The organism is Agrobacterium pusense (assembly GCF_900102105.1).
Taxonomy (GTDB): domain Bacteria; phylum Pseudomonadota; class Alphaproteobacteria; order Rhizobiales; family Rhizobiaceae; genus Agrobacterium; species Agrobacterium pusense.
The window spans coordinates 38,626-58,082 of sequence record NZ_FNBB01000002.1 but is presented as its reverse complement, the minus strand read 5'-3'; the positions used below and the strand labels follow the sequence as shown (position 1 = coordinate 58,082).

17 protein-coding genes are annotated in these 19,457 nt (G+C 60.2%); 10 read left to right on the top strand and 7 right to left on the bottom strand.

Features of this window, described 5'->3' with window-relative positions; genetic code table 11:
• Window positions 1-137: 137 nt before the first annotated feature.
• The 3 genes from BLU28_RS04890 to BLU28_RS04880 form a co-directional block, all read right to left on the bottom strand.
• The gene (locus BLU28_RS04890; protein WP_035211115.1) at window positions 138-1,328 is read right to left on the bottom strand and encodes an MFS transporter; all 1,191 of its coding nucleotides are present in this window, start codon (window positions 1,326-1,328) and stop codon (window positions 138-140) included.
• A gap of 185 nt (window positions 1,329-1,513) precedes the next feature.
• Complete coding sequence (gene map / locus BLU28_RS04885) at window positions 1,514-2,266, bottom strand: type I methionyl aminopeptidase (RefSeq protein ID WP_004443083.1); 753 nt, start codon at window positions 2,264-2,266, stop codon at window positions 1,514-1,516.
• A gap of 51 nt (window positions 2,267-2,317) precedes the next feature.
• Window positions 2,318-3,382, bottom strand: coding sequence for an LLM class flavin-dependent oxidoreductase (locus tag BLU28_RS04880; RefSeq protein WP_004443085.1), 1,065 nt, complete (start codon window positions 3,380-3,382; stop codon window positions 2,318-2,320).
• Window positions 3,383-3,587: 205 nt separating this feature from the next.
• Here BLU28_RS04880 and BLU28_RS04875 point away from each other — a divergent pair, with 205 nt between their 5' ends.
• From BLU28_RS04875 to BLU28_RS04855, 5 genes are all read left to right on the top strand, one after another.
• On the top strand, window positions 3,588-4,364 hold the full coding sequence (locus tag BLU28_RS04875; protein ID WP_077987364.1) for a 3-hydroxybutyrate dehydrogenase: 777 nt from the start codon (window positions 3,588-3,590) through the stop codon (window positions 4,362-4,364).
• Between the two features lie 126 nt (window positions 4,365-4,490).
• Entirely contained in the window at window positions 4,491-5,960 is a 1,470-nt protein-coding gene (xdhA, locus tag BLU28_RS04870) for a xanthine dehydrogenase small subunit (protein ID WP_077987363.1), read from the top strand.
• 3 nt (window positions 5,961-5,963) lie between these two features.
• A complete protein-coding gene (gene xdhB, locus BLU28_RS04865; protein WP_168247038.1) occupies window positions 5,964-8,303 on the top strand; it encodes a xanthine dehydrogenase molybdopterin binding subunit in 2,340 nt (779 codons plus the stop codon).
• A 194-nt stretch (window positions 8,304-8,497) separates the two neighbouring features.
• The gene (gene xdhC, locus BLU28_RS04860) at window positions 8,498-9,352 is read left to right on the top strand and encodes a xanthine dehydrogenase accessory protein XdhC (protein WP_168247037.1); all 855 of its coding nucleotides are present in this window, start codon (window positions 8,498-8,500) and stop codon (window positions 9,350-9,352) included.
• Between the two features lie 237 nt (window positions 9,353-9,589).
• Entirely contained in the window at window positions 9,590-10,519 is a 930-nt protein-coding gene (locus tag BLU28_RS04855) for a LysR substrate-binding domain-containing protein (RefSeq protein ID WP_037089720.1), read from the top strand.
• On the opposite strand, the gene BLU28_RS04850 is transcribed toward BLU28_RS04855, so the two are convergent.
• Entirely contained in the window at window positions 10,495-10,833 is a 339-nt protein-coding gene (locus BLU28_RS04850; protein ID WP_175477667.1) for a hypothetical protein, read from the bottom strand. The genes BLU28_RS04855 and BLU28_RS04850 overlap by 25 nt on opposite strands.
• Window positions 10,834-11,306: 473 nt before the next feature.
• Between BLU28_RS04850 and puuD the strand changes: the two genes are divergently transcribed.
• The 4 genes from puuD (at window position 11,307) to BLU28_RS04830 (ending at window position 16,119) form a co-directional block, all read left to right on the top strand.
• A complete protein-coding gene (gene puuD / locus BLU28_RS04845) occupies window positions 11,307-12,569 on the top strand; it encodes a urate hydroxylase PuuD (protein WP_004443099.1) in 1,263 nt (420 codons plus the stop codon).
• On the top strand, window positions 12,566-13,876 hold the full coding sequence (gene guaD, locus BLU28_RS04840; RefSeq protein WP_077987361.1) for a guanine deaminase: 1,311 nt from the start codon (window positions 12,566-12,568) through the stop codon (window positions 13,874-13,876). The genes puuD and guaD overlap by 4 nt, the downstream gene beginning before the upstream one ends.
• A gap of 309 nt (window positions 13,877-14,185) precedes the next feature.
• On the top strand, window positions 14,186-14,905 hold the full coding sequence (locus tag BLU28_RS04835; protein WP_077987360.1) for a sulfite exporter TauE/SafE family protein: 720 nt from the start codon (window positions 14,186-14,188) through the stop codon (window positions 14,903-14,905).
• An 80-nt stretch (window positions 14,906-14,985) separates the two neighbouring features.
• Window positions 14,986-16,119, top strand: a complete 1,134-nt coding sequence (locus BLU28_RS04830) for an alpha-hydroxy acid oxidase (RefSeq protein ID WP_004443103.1) — start codon at window positions 14,986-14,988, stop codon at window positions 16,117-16,119.
• A gap of 204 nt (window positions 16,120-16,323) precedes the next feature.
• Here BLU28_RS04830 and BLU28_RS04825 read toward each other — a convergent pair whose 3' ends face one another.
• The gene (locus BLU28_RS04825; RefSeq protein WP_077987358.1) at window positions 16,324-16,668 is read right to left on the bottom strand and encodes a DMT family transporter; all 345 of its coding nucleotides are present in this window, start codon (window positions 16,666-16,668) and stop codon (window positions 16,324-16,326) included.
• A 2-nt stretch (window positions 16,669-16,670) separates the two neighbouring features.
• Window positions 16,671-17,249 (bottom strand): TetR/AcrR family transcriptional regulator, encoded by a 579-nt coding sequence (locus BLU28_RS04820; RefSeq protein WP_077987357.1) that lies wholly within the window; start codon window positions 17,247-17,249, stop codon window positions 16,671-16,673.
• Window positions 17,250-17,438: 189 nt separating this feature from the next.
• On the opposite strand from BLU28_RS04820, the gene BLU28_RS04815 reads away from it, so the two are divergent.
• A complete protein-coding gene (locus BLU28_RS04815; protein WP_060942403.1) occupies window positions 17,439-18,710 on the top strand; it encodes a D-alanyl-D-alanine carboxypeptidase in 1,272 nt (423 codons plus the stop codon).
• Between the two features lie 3 nt (window positions 18,711-18,713).
• Here BLU28_RS04815 and BLU28_RS04810 read toward each other — a convergent pair whose 3' ends face one another.
• Window positions 18,714-19,457, bottom strand: coding sequence for a metallophosphoesterase family protein (locus BLU28_RS04810; RefSeq protein WP_077987355.1), 744 nt, complete (start codon window positions 19,455-19,457; stop codon window positions 18,714-18,716).

Here is a 19,457-nt window from a genome sequence, read left to right as displayed (position 1 = left end):
AGATTGCCCGAACCTAGGGCAGAAATTTGTGCACAGCAACGGCGAAGCGCTGACCTTAACAAGATGTAAGGCGGAGTCCGTGGACGATACCCAGCGGAAACGCAGGATGAAAGGGGAAGAGACGGCGACCCGCGGCCTTAACCACGCCGCTCCGTGGCGAGCACCGGCAGCATCAGCAGAATGCTGACGACGAGCACGGCGGAGGCGAGAACGCTGGGCGCGGTAAAACTTCCCGTCGCCTCGGCAATCCAGCCGGCGGCAAGCGGCCCGACGATCTGGCCCGTCCCGAAAGCGGCCGTCATCAGCGCAAAGGCGCGACGCGGGCTCGGACCCGCAAATTCCCGGCCGAGCTGTAGCCCGTAAGCGGTGATGACCATGAAGGTCAGCCCCAGGAGCAGACCACCCATGAGTACACCGGACACGGGCGGCAGTATCACGGAGGCGAAGACGCCGACGGCTTCCACGGCAAGAACGATCACGAAAGCACGTTTCAGCCCCTGCGCCCTCAATAGCGGCTTCCAGAGGAACAGAGATACCGCAGCGGCGCAGCCGGTGATGAACCAGGCGAGGAACTCCACGAAAACACCGGCTGCTGCCATGCGCGCTATCGCCACGATGAAGGTGGCTGTAATGACATAACCGAAGCCAAAAAGACCGTAGGCCAACGTCGTCAGGAAAAGCGGTCGTGTCCAGCTGAGCGGCGGTTCCGCCACCGCGGAAGCATGCCGCGGCGGGCCTGCCGGCAATATCCTGAAGACGAGCATAAAGGTCAGGAAGGAGAAGACGGCGCCGGCGATCCATTCCTCCCGCCACGAGGCACCACCCCCATCGAACACGACACCGATGAGATAGACCGCAAGCGAGGAGATTGCGATCCCCGCGCCAACGCCCCCATAATGCAACGCCTGGATATTGTCCCTGCCGGCCTTGACGGCATGGCCGATAACGATCTGCGAGGTGAAGATCATAGTCAGCGCACTGGCGATACCGGCGAGAAACCGGATGACTGTGAAAGCGGCGACGGAATTGAAAGCCGCCATCGCCAACAAAAGCGCTCCGGTTGCAAAAAGGCCGCTCAGCGCCACCAGCCTTTCCCGTCCCGAGCCCCATGAATAGGCCGCGAGAACCGCACCCGCCAGATAACCGGCAAAATTGCCAGCCGCCACGATCCCCGCATCCCCCGCAGACAGGGGCACATTCGCCATCATGCCGGGCAGGATCGGCGTAAAGGAAAAACGGCCGAAGCCCATGGCGGAGGCCATCATCAGGGCACCGGCGAAACCGAGCGCTGTCAGATGTCTGGCGGAAAGTGGCTTGTCGATGCTCATGCATGGCTTATCGCAACGGGGAGGATAAGGGACAAGCGAGTTATTTTGATCGGCGTTATAAGCGGTCGTTATCGGTCACGCGGTGAGCATCGAGAGTGCCGCGTATTTCTTCTCCCCGCCGGGGAGATAAACAAGCGGCACGCGCCCGCTCCGACAGCGAAAACGAGGCGGCAAAGGAGACGTCGTCAGTCCGCGAGCGTCAGCACCAGCGGCCCGTTCTTGGTCGCGACCACGGTGTGTTCATATTGCACCGTCGGCGCGCTCGGATCGCTATAGAGCGTCCACGGATCATCATCGCCGTCTTCCGCCCAGTAAGCCCCCGTCGAAAGAAATGGCTCGACAGTGAAGACCATGCCTTCCTGCATGATGCGCCGCTCATCCTTGTCCGGCCAGGTCGCCAGTTCCTTCGGCTCCTCGTGCAGCGAACGGCCAATGCCATGGCTCGCCAGATTGGTGATCAGCGTGTAGCGGTTTTTCTTGGCGAAAGCGCCGATGGCGTTACCGATATCGGCAAAGGGACGGCCGGTCTTGACCTGCTGCAGGCCTGTCCACATGGCGCGCTTGCCATCGCGGCACAGCCGCTCGATTTCCTTTTTGACCGGCGGCACGGCGAAAGACGAACCCGTGTCGCCGAAAAAACCGTTTTTCACGGCCGAGACATCGATATTGACGAGGTCGCCCGCCTTGATAATGCGCGCTCCCGGAATGCCGTGGGCCACTTCCTCGTTGACGCTGATGCAGGTCGCACCGGGAAACTTGTAGCAGAACTCCGGCGCCGATTCCGCATCGTTATCCTCGAGCACCTTGCGGCCGATGGCATCCAGTTCGGCCGTGGTGATGCCCGGTTCCAGCGCATCCGCCATGGTCTGCATGGCAACGGCGCATATACGGCCGATATCCTTCAGCATGACCAGTTCTTCGTCGGTGGAGATAACCATATGTCTTTCCGTCATTGTGAATGGCGGGTCTCGTGGCGCCCGCCTTGGTAATCATGAGGCCGTGGCTTTCACCGGATCGGCGCTCCCCGTCAATTCTTTTCTGACGATCGGAGCGACTTTCGTACCATAAAGCTCGATGCCGCGCATGATCTGATCATGTGGCATCAGGCCGATGGCCATCTGCAGCAGGAAGCGATCATTCCTGAATACCCCATGCGCCTTGATGATCTTTTCTGCCACCAGCTCCGGCTCGCCGAGAAAAAGATTGCCTTCCGGGCCACGCGCTGCATCGAAATGGGCGCGGTTGGTCGGCCCCCAGCCGCGCTCGCGGCCGATGCGGTTCATCACCTCCGCCTGCGGACCGTAAAACTGATCGGCCGCCTTGTCGGTGGTATCGGCAATGAAGCCATGCACGTTGATGCTGGTGCGCAGCGTCGTCTTGTCCTGACCGGCCCGCCGGGCAGCCTCGTGGTAGAGATCGAAGAGCGGCGCGAACCGGCGATATTCGCCCCCGATGATGGCGAGCGCTACCGGCAGCCCCATGGCGCCGGCGCGGGCGACAGATTGCGGCGTGCCGCCAACGGCGATCCAGACAGGCAGACGTTCCTGCAGCGGTCGCGGATAAACGCCCCGACCGTTGATGGCCGGGTGCTTGGTGCCCGACCAGGTGACGATTTCCTGTTCGCGCAGCGCCAGCAGCAGATCGAGCTTTTCGGCAAACAGCACGTCGTAATCTTCCAGATCATAACCGAACAGCGGATAGGATTCGATGAAGGAGCCGCGCCCCGCCATGATCTCGGCACGGCCGTTCGACAGGAGATCGACGGTGGAAAACTGCTGGAACACGCGAACGGGATCATCCGAACTCAGCACCGAAACGGCGCTCGTCAGACGTATGTTCTTCGTCTTCACCGCCGCCGCCGCAAGCACGGTGGAGGGCGAGGACACAACATAGTCCGGGCGGTGATGTTCGCCGAGCCCGAACACATCGAGACCTACCTGGTCGGCAAGTTCGATTTCCTCCAGAAGCTCCCTGAGCCGGCGCGCGCCTTCCGGCCCCCGGCCATCGGCGGGGTTCGGGTTAACATCCGCGAAAGTGTAAAGACCGAGTTCCATGAACATACCTCTGTTTGCCTGTCCGAGAGATAGGGACTGAGGCCCCCGCAGACAAACGCATAATATGGAAGTTTAGCTTCGAAAAAATGGATGGGCGCCGCCGGATCCGTGTCCTGTGACCCCGGACAGAAATGGCGATTGCCAGCCTGCCTTCTTGGGCATACGCTGCTTAAATATGTGCGAAGTAATGCAAAAAGGGGAAAGCATGCATCGGACAGTTATCGTGACAGGCTCCACGAGCGGCATCGGCCTTGCCATTGCCCAGCGATTTGCAAGGGAGGGCGCAAATGTCGTGCTGAACGGTTTCGGCGACGAGGACGAGATCGAAAAACTCCGTCTGGTGCTGGAAGCCGAAAGCGGCGGGCGCGTGCTTTACCATCCCGCAGACATGACGAAACCGGACGAGATCGCCGATCTCATCCAGTCGTCGCACGATAAGCTCGGCTCGGTCGACGTGCTCATCAACAATGCCGGCATCCAGCATATCGCGCCCATCGAGGAGTTTCCGACGGAAAAATGGGACTGGATCATCGCCATCAATCTGACCAGTTCCTTCCATACCATGCGCGCCGCGATACCGCTGATGAAGAAGGCTGGCAAAGGCCGCATCATCAACATTTCCTCGGCCCATGGCCTCGTCGCCTCGCCGTTCAAATCGGCCTATGTGGCGGCCAAACACGGCATCATGGGCCTGACGAAGACGGCGGCGCTGGAGCTTGCGCAGACCGGGGTTACCGTCAACGCCATCTGTCCCGGTTATGTGCTCACCCCGCTGGTGGAAAAACAGATACCTGAGATGGCCAAGGTGCGTGGCATCAGCGAAGAGGCGGTGAAGAAAGACGTGATGCTGGAATTGCAGGCGACGAAGCAATTCGTCACCGTCGATGATGTCGCGACCGCGGCCATATTCCTGGCCAGCGACGCCGCCAGCAACATCACCGGCACGCATATTTCCGTCGACGGTGGATGGACGGCACAATAATCGCCAATTTTCTTTCCGTTATGGAAAGAATGAATTGCCAAAACGGAAATCGATATGCCCGCCGGGGCGTGCATAGATGAACAACAAGAAACCGGCTCGGCGGCCGGACAAAAAGCAAGGCATTGCATGAACGACGCGATCAGCTTCATCCTCAACAGCGAAACGATCTCGCTTAGGGATTTCGGACCGACAGACACGCTTCTCGATTACCTCCGCATCAGCAAGCGGTTGACCGGGACCAAGGAAGGCTGCGCGGAAGGCGACTGCGGCGCGTGCACGGTGCTGGTTGGGCGGCTGCTGGACGGTTCGCTGCGTTATGAAAGCGTCAATGCCTGCATCCGTTTTCTGGGCTCGCTGCACGGCACCCATATCGTGACAGTGGAGCATCTGGCAGCCCGCGACGGCACGTTGCATCCCGTGCAGCAGGCCATGGTGGATTTCCACGGCTCGCAATGCGGCTTTTGCACGCCGGGCTTCATCATGTCGCTTTACGGCCTGTGGCTGACCAGCGAAAACCCAGGCCGCGCCGATATCGAGAAGGCGCTGCAAGGCAATCTCTGTCGGTGCACGGGTTACGAGCCGATCGTGAAGGCCGCCGAAAAAATCGCTACCGCCCGCCCGAGCGCCCTGTTCGACCCGCTGCAACGGGACCGCACCGATATTATGGCACGGCTTTGGGCGATCCGCGAAAACGAGACGATCACCATCGTCAGCGGCGAAGACCGCACCATAATTCCGGCAACGCTTGCTGATCTTACCGAAATCTACGCCGCGGAGCCGAAAGCGACCATCGTTGCCGGCTCAACCGATGTCGGCCTGTGGGTGACGAAGCAGATGCGGGCGCTGAATCCTGTCATTTTCATCAACAATCTCGGCGACCTGCAGACCATCACGGTGGGGGAAGACGGTATCACGCTCGGCGCGGGCGTCACCTACAGCCAGGCCTTCAAGACCATCGCAGAGCATTTCCCGCCGCTTGCCCGGTTGTTCGATCGTCTCGGCGGCGAGCAGGTGCGCAACATGGGCACCATCGGCGGCAACATCGCCAATGGCTCGCCTATCGGAGATACACCGCCGGCGCTGATCGCGCTTAACGCGACGCTGACTCTGCGTTCTTCCTCGGGAAACCGCAGCCTGCCGCTGGAAAGCTATTTCATCGATTACGGCAAACAGGACCGGCTGAGCGGCGAATTCGTCGAAAAGCTCTTGATTCCGTTCCTGAATCCTGCAAGCCGCTATGCCGTCTACAAAATTTCCAAACGCCGCGACGAGGATATTTCCGCGCTGTGCGGAGCGTTCAATCTGACGCTTGATGCTGAGGGCGCAGTCGAAGACATCCGCATCGCCTTCGGCGGCATGGCCGGTACGCCGAAACGCGCTGCACATCTGGAGGCGGCGCTTCTCGGTAAAGCGTGGTCGCAGGACACGATTGATGCCGCGCGCGATGCGTTGGACGAGGATTTCACCCCGCTGACCGACTGGCGGGCGACCGCCGAATATCGGCAACTGACGGCCAAGAATTTGCTGACACGGTTTTTCCTCGAGACAGCAGGGGAAAAGCAGGAACTTGCCCGCTTCTCGCTGGAGGAGGCTTGAACCATGGACACCACAAGCTTCGACAAGACCAAGACCGAAATCGACGGCCCGATGCACACCTCGCTCCGTCACGATTCCGCCCACAAGCACGTGACGGGCAGCGCCGAATATATCGACGATATTCCCGAACCCGCGGGCCTCATCCACGGCGCGCTGGGCATGGCGGACCGTGCCCACGCGGAAATTGTGTCGATGGACCTCTCCGAGGTCGAAGCCACACCGGGCGTTCTCTGGGTGATGACCGGTAAGGACGTGCCCGGCGAAAATGACATTTCCTCCGGCGGCCGTCACGACGAGCCGCTGCTTGCCGAAACCAAGGTCGAATTCCACGGCCAGCCGATCTTCGCGGTCTTCGCCGAGACGCGCGATATTGCTCGCAAGGCCGCCCGGAAAGCAAAGATCACCTATAAGGATCTGCCGCATTTCACCGACATCGATACGGCGATTGAAAATGGCGGCGCGCTCGTCATCGATCCGATGACGCTGAAGCGTGGCGATGCGAAGCTGGAAATGGATGTCGCGCCACGCCGCCTCACCGGCACGATGCGGATCGGCGGACAGGAACATTTTTACCTCGAGGGCCACATCGCCATGGCGGTGCCGGGCGAAGACGATGATGTGACGGTGTGGAGCTCCACCCAGCATCCGAGCGAAATCCAGCACATCGTCAGCCACATCCTGCAGGTGCCATCCAATGCCGTTACCGTGCAGGTGCGCCGCATGGGCGGCGGCTTCGGCGGCAAGGAAACGCAGGGCAACCAGTTCGCCGCGCTCTGCGCCATCGCCGCCAAGAAGCTGAACCGGGCCGTGAAAATCCGGCCGGACCGCGACGAGGACATGACGGCAACAGGCAAACGCCACGATTTCCGCGTCGATTACGAGCTGGGCTTCGATGATGAGGGCCGCATCCACGCCGTCGATGCCACCTATGCCGCCCGCTGCGGTTTTTCCTCCGATCTATCCGGCCCGGTCACCGACCGAGCGCTGTTCCATGCGGATTCCAGCTATTTCTATCCGCATGTGCACCTCACCTCGCGGCCGCTCAAAACCCACACCGTCTCCAATACCGCCTTTCGCGGTTTCGGCGGCCCGCAGGGCATGCTCGGCGCGGAACGATTTATCGAAGAAATCGCCTATGCCGTCGGCAAGGACCCGCTCGATATCCGCAAGCTGAATTTCTACGGCGAGACCGGTTCCGGCCGCACCACGACGCCCTATCATCAGGAAGTCGAGGACAACATCATCGCCCGCGTTGTCGAGGAGCTGGAGACGTCAAGCGACTATCGCGGACGACGCGAGGCGATCATCGAATTCAACAAAACCAGCCCGGTCATCCGCAAGGGCATTGCGCTCACCCCTGTCAAATTCGGCATCTCCTTCACCATGACCGCCTTCAACCAGGCCGGAGCGCTGGTGCATATCTATAATGACGGCTCCATCCATCTGAACCATGGCGGCACCGAAATGGGCCAGGGCCTTTACACCAAGGTGGCGCAGGTCGTGGCCGATGCCTTCCAGGTGGATATCAACAGGGTGAAAATCACCGCCACCACCACAGGCAAGGTGCCGAACACGTCAGCCACCGCCGCCTCGTCAGGCACCGACCTTAACGGCATGGCCGCCTATGACGCCGCCCGCCAGATCCGCGATCGGCTGATCAAATTCGCCGCCGAGAACTGGAACGTGCCGGAAGAGGAAGTCGTCTTCCTGCCGAACCGGGTGCGCATCGGCCTTGAGGAAATCGCCTTTAACGACTTCATCAAGAAGGCCTATTTCGCCCGCGTGCAGCTTTCCGCCGCCGGTTTTTACAAGACGCCGAAAATCCACTGGGATCGCGCCGCCGGCCGTGGCACGCCGTTTTATTATTTCGCCTATGGCGCGGCGTGCTCGGAAGTATCGATCGACACGCTGACCGGTGAATACCTGATGGAACGTACCGATATCCTCCACGATGTCGGCAAGTCGCTCAACCCGGCCATCGATATCGGCCAGATCGAGGGCGCCTTCGTGCAGGGCATGGGCTGGCTGACCACGGAGGAATTGTGGTGGGACGGCAAGGGGCGGCTGCGCACCCACGCGCCTTCCACCTACAAGATCCCGCTCGCCTCCGACCGGCCGAAGAGCTTCAACGTCAGGCTGGCGGAATGGTCGGAAAATGCCGAACCCACCATTGGCCGCTCCAAGGCCGTGGGCGAACCACCCTTCATGCTGGCCATCTCGGTTCTCGAAGCCCTCTCCATGGCCGTCGCTTCCGTGGCAGATTACAAGGTCTGCCCGCGGCTCGACGCGCCAGCGACGCCGGAGCGGGTGCTGATGGCGGTGGAACGGTTGAAGAAGATTTGAGGGAGGACGTACCATGCGGCCGAGCCCCCTCATCCGTCCCTTCGGGCCGCCTTCTCCCCGTCGGGGAGAAGAAAGATGCCGCATCGCCTCACCCTTCCTGCAAGCACGTAAGATGGACGGAGCCAGTTCTCCGGGTTTCTTCTCCCCGCCGGGGAGAAGGTGGCGCGCAGCGCCGGATGAGGGGGCCAGCCCCAATGCCTGACGCCTCCCTCTCCACTTTCCTCGCCCGCTACACCTCCACAATCCTCGTGGAAATCGAAGCCGTGAAAGGCTCGTCACCGCGCGAGGCCGGCACCTTCATGCTGGTCAGCCAGAAGGCAATCTGGGAAACCATCGGCGGCGGCCAGTTCGAATATATGGCCATAGACCATGCCCGCGCCATGCTGCGCAGCGGTGTTGCCGAAGACCGCATGGATATACCGCTCGGCCCCGAAATCGGCCAATGCTGCGGCGGGCGCACGCTCCTGCGCTTTCGGCTGGTCACGGCGGATATTGCCGCCGCGCTTGAGGCAAAGCTGAAGGGCGAAGCTGAGCAGCAGCCCGCCGTTTTCATTTTTGGTGCTGGCCACGTGGGCAAGGCGCTGGCTGAGGCCCTGTCGCTGTTGCCCCTGACCCTGACCGTGGTCGAAACACGCGAAAACGAACTGCGCGATCTTCCGTCGGCAGCGGCGTCCATACTCACCCCCATGCCGGAAGCATTCGTTCGGAAAATCCCAGCAAATGGGGCCGCGGTCATCGTTACCCACGATCATGCACTCGATTTCATGATCGCGAAGGAGGCGCTCGCTCGCAACGATCTCGCCTATGTCGGCATGATCGGCTCGAAGACCAAACGCGCTACCTTTGCCCATTGGCTGGAGCGGGAAGGCGAGCCGCCCTCCCGCCTTGCGAAACTCACCCTGCCCATCGGCGGCAGCAGCGTCAGGGACAAGCGTCCCGCCGTTATAGCGGCCCTTGTGGCAGCCGAGTTGCTTCAAGCATTTTCCGCTGCCGAAACCCGCCGCAGCGGTAATCAATACGGCCATCCTCAAGGCCTAGATCTCGCTTGAGCGCGTCCGGCAGGCTTTCATCCGCCAGATTGTCGGGTTGGAGGCTCTCTAGGGTAAATCGTTCCGCTGTCCGCAGGCCCGCGCGCAGGCGGGACCACGCGCGCAAGAGTGCTGTGCGCATGTTCGTCTCCGTTCAAAAATGTCAGAAGCTCAGTTGATGAATTACGCTAAAAATGCTCTGATTTCCGAATTAAAACCAATGAAACCTTCGGCAATTGGCATAAAGAGAACTTATCCATGAAAATGTCACGCCAGTTCCCCCTGAATGCCCTGCGGGTGTTCGAAGCCGCCGCAAGACACATGAGCTTCACCAAGGCCGGCGAGGAATTGGGCATGACGCAGACGGCAGTCAGCTATCAGGTGAAACTGCTGGAGGAGAATATCGGAGAGCCGCTCTTCATAAGAAAGGCGCGGCAAGTCTCGCTGACCGAGGCTGGAGAAAAATTAGCGCCGAAAGTTGCGGAAGCCTTTAATACCTTAAAGGAGGCTGTCGATAGCGTGCGCGACGCGCCCGACGCAACGCTGACAATCCACTCAACCGCCACCTTTGCGTCGCGCTGGCTTTCGCGGCATCTGGGCGCTTTCCAGCTTGAACATCCCTCAATCGCGGTGCGGCTTGATACATCGAGCTCACTGATCGATTTTTCCCAATCAGACTGCGATGTCGCCATTCGCTGGAGCAAAGATAACGGTAAAGGGCTGATCTACCATCAACTGCTGCGTGGCGTTTATACGCCGATGCTGCACCCAAGTCTTGCTGACAGCATCGGCGGATTGCACCGCCCGGAAGATCTGCTGCGCCTGCGCATCATTGATCCCGGCGATATCTGGTGGAGCCAGTGGTTTCAGGAAGTGGGCGTTGAAAATCCCGGTCTCGACCGTTATCCCCGCAGCCGTCTCAATGTGCAGGCCTTCGAGGCCGCAGCGGCGATCGCCAGCCAGGGCGTCGCCATGCTCACCCCGGAACTCTATGCCGATGAGATTGCGCTCGGCCGCCTTTATCAACCCTTCGAGCATCTCAGCAGCGAGGGCAAGAACTACTGGCTGGTCTACCCCGAAAACCGCCGGAACATTCGCAAGATAAGGCTCTTCCGCGACTGGATTTTGAAGCGGATCGAGGAAAGCCGGCCGCAGCAGCAGCCTCAATACCCCATATCCGGCGCATAAAAGCACCGCGGCGTATCCTCATCCGGAAACAGACAGAGGTGGTACTCGCCGTCTTCGGATCGACGCGCCTGGCTCTGGGACCAGTTGAAAACGTGACGTCGCGTGACCATGCGGTGATCGCCGGGCGCAAGCGAGACCTCGTAACCATCAGACGTCACCCGAACGCTGCGTGTCGGGATCATCTGGCAGTCGCCGGTTTCGGCATCGCCGTTGCAGCAGTAGCTTTCATATTCGAATCCCTTATGGGATTCATGGGCAAGCGCGGTGGCGCTGAATGCAAAAAGCAGAAAAAGAACCGTCAGAACAAGGCGCATCGGCACGGTCTCCGTTGAAAACAACGGCGGCAGCCGGAAGATCATTGCGTCCCTTAACTTAAAATCTCATATCACTCACACCCGGACACAATGGCACCGGGAACTGCGACACCTGCCCCCTGATCTGCTCCGCCCAGGGTTCGCAGCGCCCGCTTTCGGAAAAACCGCCAGCGAAACATGTCATGGGAGCCCTGCGCATCGGCGCGAGAGTCCACAGCCTGATATTCTAACACATCAGCAGGCTGCACACAGGATCATAGCTGAGTCGCCTTAGCCAGCTAAGCACAAACTCAACGACAGGATAGACCGTTTCCAGCTTTCGAGGGCTTGATCGCCAAGCCGGAACGGACCGGCCCAGGATTGCAGACACAACCGCGTTGCATTGTGAACAATCTCTGCCCGGTCTCTGCTTTTCCCTTCCCTAAAGGCCAAATTTCTCGCAAGGTGCGCTGCACAAGGATCAGGGGAACCGCATGTACGAATACGCCATTGCGTGGGAATGGATGGCCTTTGCCGTCCGCTGGCTCCACGTCATCACCGCCATCGCCTGGATTGGCTCATCCTTTTATTTCATCGCGCTCGATCTCGGGCTGGTCAAGCGGCCGCATCTGCCGCCGGGGGCCTATGGCGAGGAATGGCAGGTGCATGGCGGCGGCTTTTACCACATCCAGAAATATCTGGTCGCCCCTGCCCAGATGCCCGAGCACCTGACATGGTTCAAATGGGAAAGCTACGTCACCTGGCTTTCCGGCTTCGCCATGCTCTGCATCGTTTATTATGGCGGCGCGGACCTGTTCCTCATCGACCATTCCGTGCTTGATCTCACCCAGTTCCAGGCCATCGCCCTGTCACTGGCATCGCTCGCCATCGGCTGGCTGTTTTATGATTTCCTCTGCAAATCGCCGCTCGGCAACAATACCTGGGGCCTGATGATCGTGCTTTATGTCGCGCTGGTGGCGATGGCCTGGGGTTACACGCAGGTCTTCACCGGTCGCGCCGCCTTCCTGCATCTGGGTGCGTTTACCGCCACCATCATGTCGGCGAACGTCTTTTTCATCATCATCCCCAACCAGAAGATCGTCGTCGCAGACCTGATCGCCGGGCGAACACCGGACCCGAAATATGGCCGCATCGCCAAACAGCGCTCGCTGCACAACAACTACCTGACGCTGCCCGTCATCTTCTTCATGCTGTCGAACCATTATCCGCTGGCCTTCGCCACGCAGTTTAACTGGATCATCGCAGCGCTGGTGTTCCTGATGGGCGTTACCATCCGCCACTGGTTCAACACCACCCATGCCCGCAAGGGCAAGCCGACATGGACATGGCTTGCGACCGCCCTCATCTTCATCGTCATCATGTGGCTTTCCACCGTGCCGAAAGTGCTGACCGGCGAACAGGAAGAGAAGGCCGCCACCCTCTCACCCATGCAGCAGCAATTCGTCAGCGATGCCCATTTTACCAAGGCCCGTGACGTGGTTCAGGGTCGCTGTTCCATGTGCCATGCCGCCGAGCCGGCGTGGGAAGGCGTGCCGTTCACGCCGAAATCGGTGAAGCTCGAAACCGACGAACAGATCGCCGCCCACGCGCGCGAAATCTATTTGCAAGCCGGGCGCAGCCATGCCATGCCTCCCGGCAACATCACCGCCATCACCCCGGATGAGCGCAAGGTGCTCACCGCATGGTATGAAAGTGCGGTTTCCGGGGCTGGAAAAGCCGAAGGAAAGACTGAATGAGCCTGGTTCTGCTGCGTGGCCGCCTGCTGAGCTTCCGCCGCGCGCCGCTCGCAATCGACGATACGCAAAGCTATCTCTATATTGAAGATGGCGGCCTGCTTCTCGAAGACGGCAAGATCGCCGCCATCGGCGAATACGCCGATATCCGTAAGACAGCACCCGAAGACGTCGAGGAAAAGGACCACCGCCCGCACCTTATCGTGCCCGGCCTCATCGACATGCACCTGCATTTCCCGCAAATGCAGGTCGTCGGCTCCTATGCCGCCAACCTGCTGGAATGGCTGAACACCTATACCTTCCCGGAGGAGTGCCGTTTCGTTGAAAGCGCGCATGCTCAACGCATCGCCACGCATTTCTACGATGAGCTTCTGCGCCACGGCACGACGACGGCCGCCGCCTATTGCTCCGTGCACAAAACCTCCGCCGACGCCTTCTTCGCGGAAGCCATGAAGCGCAACATGCTGATGGTCGGCGGCAAGGTGATGATGGACCGCAACGCCCCGCAGGGCCTGCTGGACACACCGGAAACTTCCTATGACGAGACACGCCAGGTCATCGCCGACTGGCACGGCAAGGGCCGCAACCACGTCGCCATCACCCCGCGCTTCGCCATCACTTCCACGCCGAAACAGATGGAAGCAGCACAGGCGCTGGCGCAGGAGTTTCCCGATCTCTTCATCCAGACGCATCTGTCTGAAAATCTGGACGAGATCAAATATACCTGCGAGCTTTACCCTGAAGCGACCGACTACACCGACATCTATGTGCGTTACGGCCTGATGGGCAACAAAACCCTTCTCGGCCATGCCATTCATTTGTCCGATCGCGAGGCGGACGTGCTGTCGGAAACCGGCGCGGTGGCAGTGCATTGCCCCACATCGAACCTCTTCATCGGCTCCGGCCTCTTCCCGATGAAAAAGCTGCAAAGGCGCGAAAATCCTGTTCGTATCGCCGTCGCCACCGATATCGGCGGCGGATCGAGCTATTCCATGCTGCGCACCATGGACGAGGCCTACAAAATCCAGCAATTGCTGGGCGAACGTCTCAACCCGCTGGAAAGCTGGTATCTGATGACCCGTGGTAATGCAGAAGCGCTCTCCATGGTCGACCGCATCGGCACGCTGGAGGCCGGCACGGATGCCGACATCACGGTGTTGAACGCCTCCTCGACGTCAGCCATGGCCCTGAAGATGGAAGTGGTGAAAAGTCTCACGGAAGAACTGTTCCTGATGCTGACCATGGGCGACGACCGCACAGTGGTAGAGACCTATGTGGCCGGCCAGCCGATGAAGAGCGTGCTGGCATAGTTCGGCTGCGGCCGAAACATAAAGCTGCTAACTCGTTTACATCCGTCACATATTGGATCGAGCGTGTGCCGCCTCTTTCTTCTCCCCGCCGGGGAGAAGGTGGCCCGAAGGGTCGGATGAGGGGGCAACGTTGCCGGATTTCGGAGAGCTTGCCCCCCTCATCCCGCTGCCGCGACCTTCTCGCCGGGGGGGGGGGGGAAGAAACAAGCGGCACTCGCTCGCTCCACATGATTGCCTGACGCCATTTCGGCCGAATGCGAATGACCTCTGGAGTGCCCGGTGCCGAACCTAGACACAACCACCCTGCTGATGATCCTCACAACATTCATCGTTGCCGGCATCGTCAAGGGCGTGACCGGCATGGGGCTGCCGACTGTTGCCATGGGCGTGCTCGGCCTCTTCATGCCCCCGGTCATCGCCGCCGGCCTGCTCATCCTGCCCTCGTTCATCACCAATATCTGGCAATTGCTGGCCGGGCCTGATTTCCGGGCCATCGTGAAGCGGCTGTGGCCGATGATGATCGCCATTGCGCTTGGCACCCTCATCGGTATCCGGCTGATGACGGCGGGCACCGGCGTCTGGACCACCTCAGCGCTCGGCCTGTGCCTCGCGGTTTACGCAGCCTACAGCCTGCTTGCCAGACCGATCTCGATACCGGCAAGGCTGGAACCAAAACTCTCCCCCATCATGGGGCTGGTGACGGGCCTTCTGACCGGCGGCACCGGAATTTTCGTCGTACCCGCTGTGCCCTATATCCAATCGCTGGGTTTTAGCCGTGACGATCTGGTGCAGGCACTCGGCCTTTCCTTCACCATTTCCACCCTTGCACTTGCCGCCGGTCTTGCTTCTCAGAATGCTTTTCATGTCGAGCATCTGTCGCTTTCCGCACTCGCCGTCCTGCCAGCGCTTCTCGGCATGTGGCTTGGCCAGAAAATCCGCCATATCGTTAGCCCGGCGACATTTCGGCGCTGGTTCCTCATCTGCCTGCTCGTGCTTGGCTGCGAACTATCCCTGCGCGCTTTTTGGTGAAACAAGAACGACGATTTCGATGTCGCAACCGTGCTATTCATGTTAAGTGAAGCCATCATTCAAATGTGAAGGCTTTATCCATGGGCAAAATCCTGACCATAGCTGACCTGAAAAACCAGGCGCAGCGCCGTGTGCCAAAGATGTTTTTCGACTACGCCGATAGCGGCGCGTGGACGGAAAGCACCTACCGCGCCAATGAGGATGATTTTGCCAAGATAAAGCTGCGCCAGCGCGTGCTGGTGGATATGACCGACCGATCGCTCGCCACCGAAATGGTCGGCGAGAAGGTTTCGATGCCGGTAGCGCTTTCCCCTACGGGCCTTACGGGCATGCAGCATGCCGATGGCGAAATGCTGGCTGCCAAGGCGGCGGAGGAATTCGGCGTGCCTTTCACGCTCTCCACCATGAGCATCTGCTCCATCGAGGATGTGGCCTCCGTCACTTCGAAACCGTTCTGGTTCCAGCTTTATGTGATGAAGGACCGTGACTTCGTCAACAACCTCATTGACCGCGCCAAGGCCGCCGGGTGCTCGGCGCTGGTGCTGACGCTCGACCTGCAGATCCTTGGCCAGCGGCACAAGGATCTGCGCAACGGCCTCTCGGCCCCGCCGAAATTCACCCCGAAACACATCTGGCAGATGGCGACCCGGCCCAAATGGTGCCTGGACATGGCGCGCACCAAGCGCCGCAGCTTTGGTAACATCGTCGGCCACGCCAAGAACGTCTCCGACCTCTCGTCGCTCTCTTCCTGGACGGCCGAGCAGTTCGATCCGCGTTTATCCTGGAAAGACGTTGAATGGATCAAGGAACGCTGGGGCGGCAAACTTATCCTCAAGGGCATTCTTGACGAGGAAGACGCCCGCGCTTCACTCGATACCGGCGCCGATGCCATCATCGTCTCCAACCATGGCGGCCGCCAGCTCGACGGCGCGCACTCCTCCATCGCCATGCTGCCGAAAATCGTCGATGCTGTGGGCGACAGGGTCGAGGTGCACATGGATGGCGGCATCCGCTCCGGTCAGGATGTGCTGAAGGCCGTGGCGCTTGGCGCAAAGGGCACCTATATCGGCCGGCCCTTTCTCTATGGCCTCGGTGCGGATGGCAAGCAGGGCGTGACGACAGCGCTCGAGATCATCCGCAAGGAAATGGATGTCAGCATGGCGCTCTGCGGCAAGCGGCTGATTACCGATGTGGATCGCAGCATTCTGGCGTGATGTCAGAAGGGCAGAACTTCCGGCATGGCAACCACAGCTCGCGGAGCTCTCTACGGTCATGCCGGACTAGATCCGGCATCCAGCCGCGGCGCGTCTGCGCCGCGAAAGAGTCTCTCGCGATCAAAGACTTGATCGCGCCGGATCCTGGCTCAAGGCCGGGATGACGGCGGTTGGTATAGCCTTCGCGCTACACCACCCAGCCCCTCAATGCCCGACCGTTTTCGAAAACACGTTCACGATCACCACGCCGGTGATGATGAAGCCGAGGCCGATGACGGCGGCAATATCCAGCGTCTGGCGGAACACGAAATATCCGATGCCGGAAATCAGCACGATGCCAAGCCCGCTCCAGATCGCGTAGGCCACGCCGACCGGCAGCGCCCGCAGCGTGAACGACAGAAGATAAATGGCTGCACCGTAAAACAACGCCATCAGCACGGTCGGCACCAGCCTGGTGAACTGCTGCGATTGCTGCAGGAAGGAGGTGGCGATTACCTCGCAGACAATGGCTGCGACAAGCGCGCCATAAGTGAAGACCGCGGTATTCATCGTCACCTATCCTTCTTCGTCTGGGCGATCATCCGGGCCCTCAGAGCCGCCCTGTCGCCACCCGCTTTGCCGTCGTCGGCCAGCAGATCGGCAAACCAGATGCCGTCGGCAGCCAGCCGCACCATCTCCAGTACCACCCCGTCATCCGTTTCTTTATGACGGACAAGACGACCCTCGATCCAGCTGTTCCACATGCGTCGAAGCGACGGTTCGCCGACCATCGAAACGGAGATCGCTGCCCATTGCCGACCCGAATCCCTGCCCCGATCAGAGAAAACCGCGTTTACATAGGCCCGCGTAAAGCTTCCAGAAGCTTCACGATCCTGTGAGATGAGAGCATCGATCTCGTTGTCCAGCGCCGCCAGAAGGTCAGTCATGACGGCTTCGAGCAGCACCTGCTTGGAAGGAAAATGGTGAAACAGCCCGCCCTTGGTCACTCCCGCCGCATCCGCCACCGCCTGCACGGAAAGTGCTGCAACCCCTTGTTCAGCAGCAAGTTTCGCCGCGCAATCGAGTAGATTGCGGCGCACCACCTCAGGCTGCTTCTTGCGTTCATGAGCGTTTGTCATGTCGTAAAACATACCGGACGGTTGGTTTCTTTTCAAGGAAATTGTGAGGGCAGCTGTCGGGTTGAAATTCATACTTAATTAAGCATGAAAGCGATCTCTAAAGTTTTAGCGGTTTTGTTGCCGGAAAGTGTCAGTAAAACTTTGCCCAGCGCGGCGATCGAACAAAAGGGGTGAACTATGTCGGGAATGATCAAACGGGGAATGGCGGGTGCCTGGATTTTTGCACTCGCCTTCTTTTGCGCGATCCTCTCGCTCCATGCGTCGCCGGCGCAGGCGGGCTATGCCCATTTCATCATGGACGCCAATACCGGCAAGGTTCTGGCCGCCCGCAATGCCGATGTGCTGAACCACCCCGCCTCGCTCACTAAGATGATGACGCTTTACCTGACCTTTGAGGCGCTGCATGCCGGCAAACTTCGCTGGGACCAGAAGATAACCATGTCCAAGAATGGGGCATCGGTCATTCCCTCGAAGCTCTATGTGCGTCAGGGCCAGACCTTCACCGTGCGCGAAGCCGTCTACGGCATGATCGTCAAATCCGCCAATGACATGGCCGAAGGTATGGGCGATCACCTCGGCGGCTCAGAGGCACGGTTCGCCGAAATGATGACCCGCAAGGCCCGCCAACTCGGCATGACCAAAACGGTCTTCCGCAACGCGTCCGGCCTGCCCAACAAGTCGCAGGTGACGACGGCACGCGACATGGCGAAGCTCGGTCTTGCCTTGCAACGGGATTTTCCCAAAGAATACAGCCTCTTCGCCACGCAATCCTTCAATTTTCGTGGAAAGCGCATCCGCGGCCACAACAATCTGATGTATCGTTATCAGGGGATGGACGGCATCAAGACCGGCTATACCAACGCCTCCGGCTTCAATCTCGTCAGTGCCGTCAATCACAATGGCCGCCGCGTCGTCGGCGTCGTGCTGGGCGGCAAGACCGCGCGCAGCCGCGATGCCCAGATGGCTGCACTTCTCGACAAGGCCGTGCCGCAGGCATCGAGGGGCCGCAACACCGAACAGCTCGTCGCCAGTGCCAAAGTCAGCCGCACCTTCGATGTTGCCGCCGCCGTGCCGCCGGCTGCCGTGCCGCTGCCGATGTTCGCCGAGCGCCGGGCAGATCCGGTTGCCATGCAGATTGCCACCGCAAACGCCGATGTGGCGGACATGATGCAGGTCTCGGCCATCCCGCGGCCTGCTCCCGCCGCGGCCCCTGCCGGCCAGCGCAGCCGGTGGGAAGTGCAGATCGCCGCCACCGACAGCGAAGCCGCCGCCCGCTCGCTGCTCGCCAATGCGCGCTCCAATATCGGCAACTATTCCGGCATCGCCCCCTACACCGAAGCCGTGCAGAGCGGATCGGCGACGCTCTACAGAGCCCGCTTCACCGGCTTCGAAGACCAGTCCTCGGCAGTCTCCGCCTGCAAGGCGCTGAAGGCACGCTCTTATGCATGCGTGGTGATGACCAGTGAGGGGTGATCCCTAGCGCTTCAGCCAGCCGTTTTCCAACGCATGGGCCAGATAAGGAATACCGTTGACCCGAGCCATTTCGGACATGGCCAGGTTGTCGTAACGGATATTGCGGAAATAGACCTGCCAGCCGCGTGCGGTTTCTTCGAGAACCGCATAGGTGGCAAGCGGGTGACCGGCTTCAACGTGGTGATCGAAAGGCGTATCGTCCCTCCACCCAGGACAGCCGACGCTGCCCGGATTGACGATCAGCCGGCCATCTGAAAGCTGCACGGCGCGTGGAATATGGGTATGGCCGCAAAGCATCAGCGGCTGCGTGATACCCTCAGCCATGGCTTCGATTTCGGCCAGAGGCCGCAATTTCAGGACACCTTCAGGCGACAGCGTTTCCAGCCAATATTCCAGATCCTCACGGGGCGAACCATGACAGCAATAAGCGACGTCCTTGAACACCATGCTGAACGGAAGAGTTTGCAACCAGTCCCGGTGCGCCGTGCTCAGCTGCGCATGGGCGGGCCTTTCCCAGCTCCCCATCTCCTCCGGCGCACGCTCGATCAGTTCCCGGTCGTGATTGCCGCGGATGCTGGGAATCCAGTTGCCGACCAGCACATCGCCGGTAAAACCGGCCTCCAGCGGACCGCTGAAACAATCGCCGAGATTGACAATGTCCTCGATACCAAGCCTGGCGATATCCTCAAGCACCGCCTCCAGCGCGGCGCAGTTTCCGTGAATATCGGCAATGGCGGCAAAGATCAT

Bases quoted from the DNA above. Each gene is read 5' to 3' on its own strand.
- BLU28_RS04855 (WP_037089720.1), top strand. From the start codon at position 9,590: ATGAAAATGTCACGCCAGTTCCCCCTGAATGCCCTGCGGGTGTTCGAA.
- xdhB (WP_168247038.1), top strand. From the start codon at position 5,964: ATGGACACCACAAGCTTCGACAAGACCAAGACCGAAATCGACGGCCCG.
- BLU28_RS04890 (WP_035211115.1), bottom strand. From the start codon at position 1,328: ATGAGCATCGACAAGCCACTTTCCGCCAGACATCTGACAGCGCTCGGT.
- BLU28_RS04810 (WP_077987355.1), bottom strand. From the start codon at position 19,457: ATGATCTTTGCCGCCATTGCCGATATTCACGGAAACTGCGCCGCGCTG.
- BLU28_RS04815 (WP_060942403.1), top strand. From the start codon at position 17,439: ATGGCGGGTGCCTGGATTTTTGCACTCGCCTTCTTTTGCGCGATCCTC.
- xdhC (WP_168247037.1), top strand. From the start codon at position 8,498: ATGCCTGACGCCTCCCTCTCCACTTTCCTCGCCCGCTACACCTCCACA.
- BLU28_RS04850 (WP_175477667.1), bottom strand. From the start codon at position 10,833: ATGCGCCTTGTTCTGACGGTTCTTTTTCTGCTTTTTGCATTCAGCGCC.
- guaD (WP_077987361.1), top strand. From the start codon at position 12,566: ATGAGCCTGGTTCTGCTGCGTGGCCGCCTGCTGAGCTTCCGCCGCGCG.
- puuD (WP_004443099.1), top strand. From the start codon at position 11,307: ATGTACGAATACGCCATTGCGTGGGAATGGATGGCCTTTGCCGTCCGC.
- BLU28_RS04830 (WP_004443103.1), top strand. From the start codon at position 14,986: ATGGGCAAAATCCTGACCATAGCTGACCTGAAAAACCAGGCGCAGCGC.
- BLU28_RS04820 (WP_077987357.1), bottom strand. From the start codon at position 17,249: ATGTTTTACGACATGACAAACGCTCATGAACGCAAGAAGCAGCCTGAG.
- xdhA (WP_077987363.1), top strand. From the start codon at position 4,491: ATGAACGACGCGATCAGCTTCATCCTCAACAGCGAAACGATCTCGCTT.
- BLU28_RS04825 (WP_077987358.1), bottom strand. From the start codon at position 16,668: ATGAATACCGCGGTCTTCACTTATGGCGCGCTTGTCGCAGCCATTGTC.
- BLU28_RS04875 (WP_077987364.1), top strand. From the start codon at position 3,588: ATGCATCGGACAGTTATCGTGACAGGCTCCACGAGCGGCATCGGCCTT.
- BLU28_RS04880 (WP_004443085.1), bottom strand. From the start codon at position 3,382: ATGGAACTCGGTCTTTACACTTTCGCGGATGTTAACCCGAACCCCGCC.
- BLU28_RS04835 (WP_077987360.1), top strand. From the start codon at position 14,186: ATGATCCTCACAACATTCATCGTTGCCGGCATCGTCAAGGGCGTGACC.
- map (WP_004443083.1), bottom strand. From the start codon at position 2,266: ATGGTTATCTCCACCGACGAAGAACTGGTCATGCTGAAGGATATCGGC.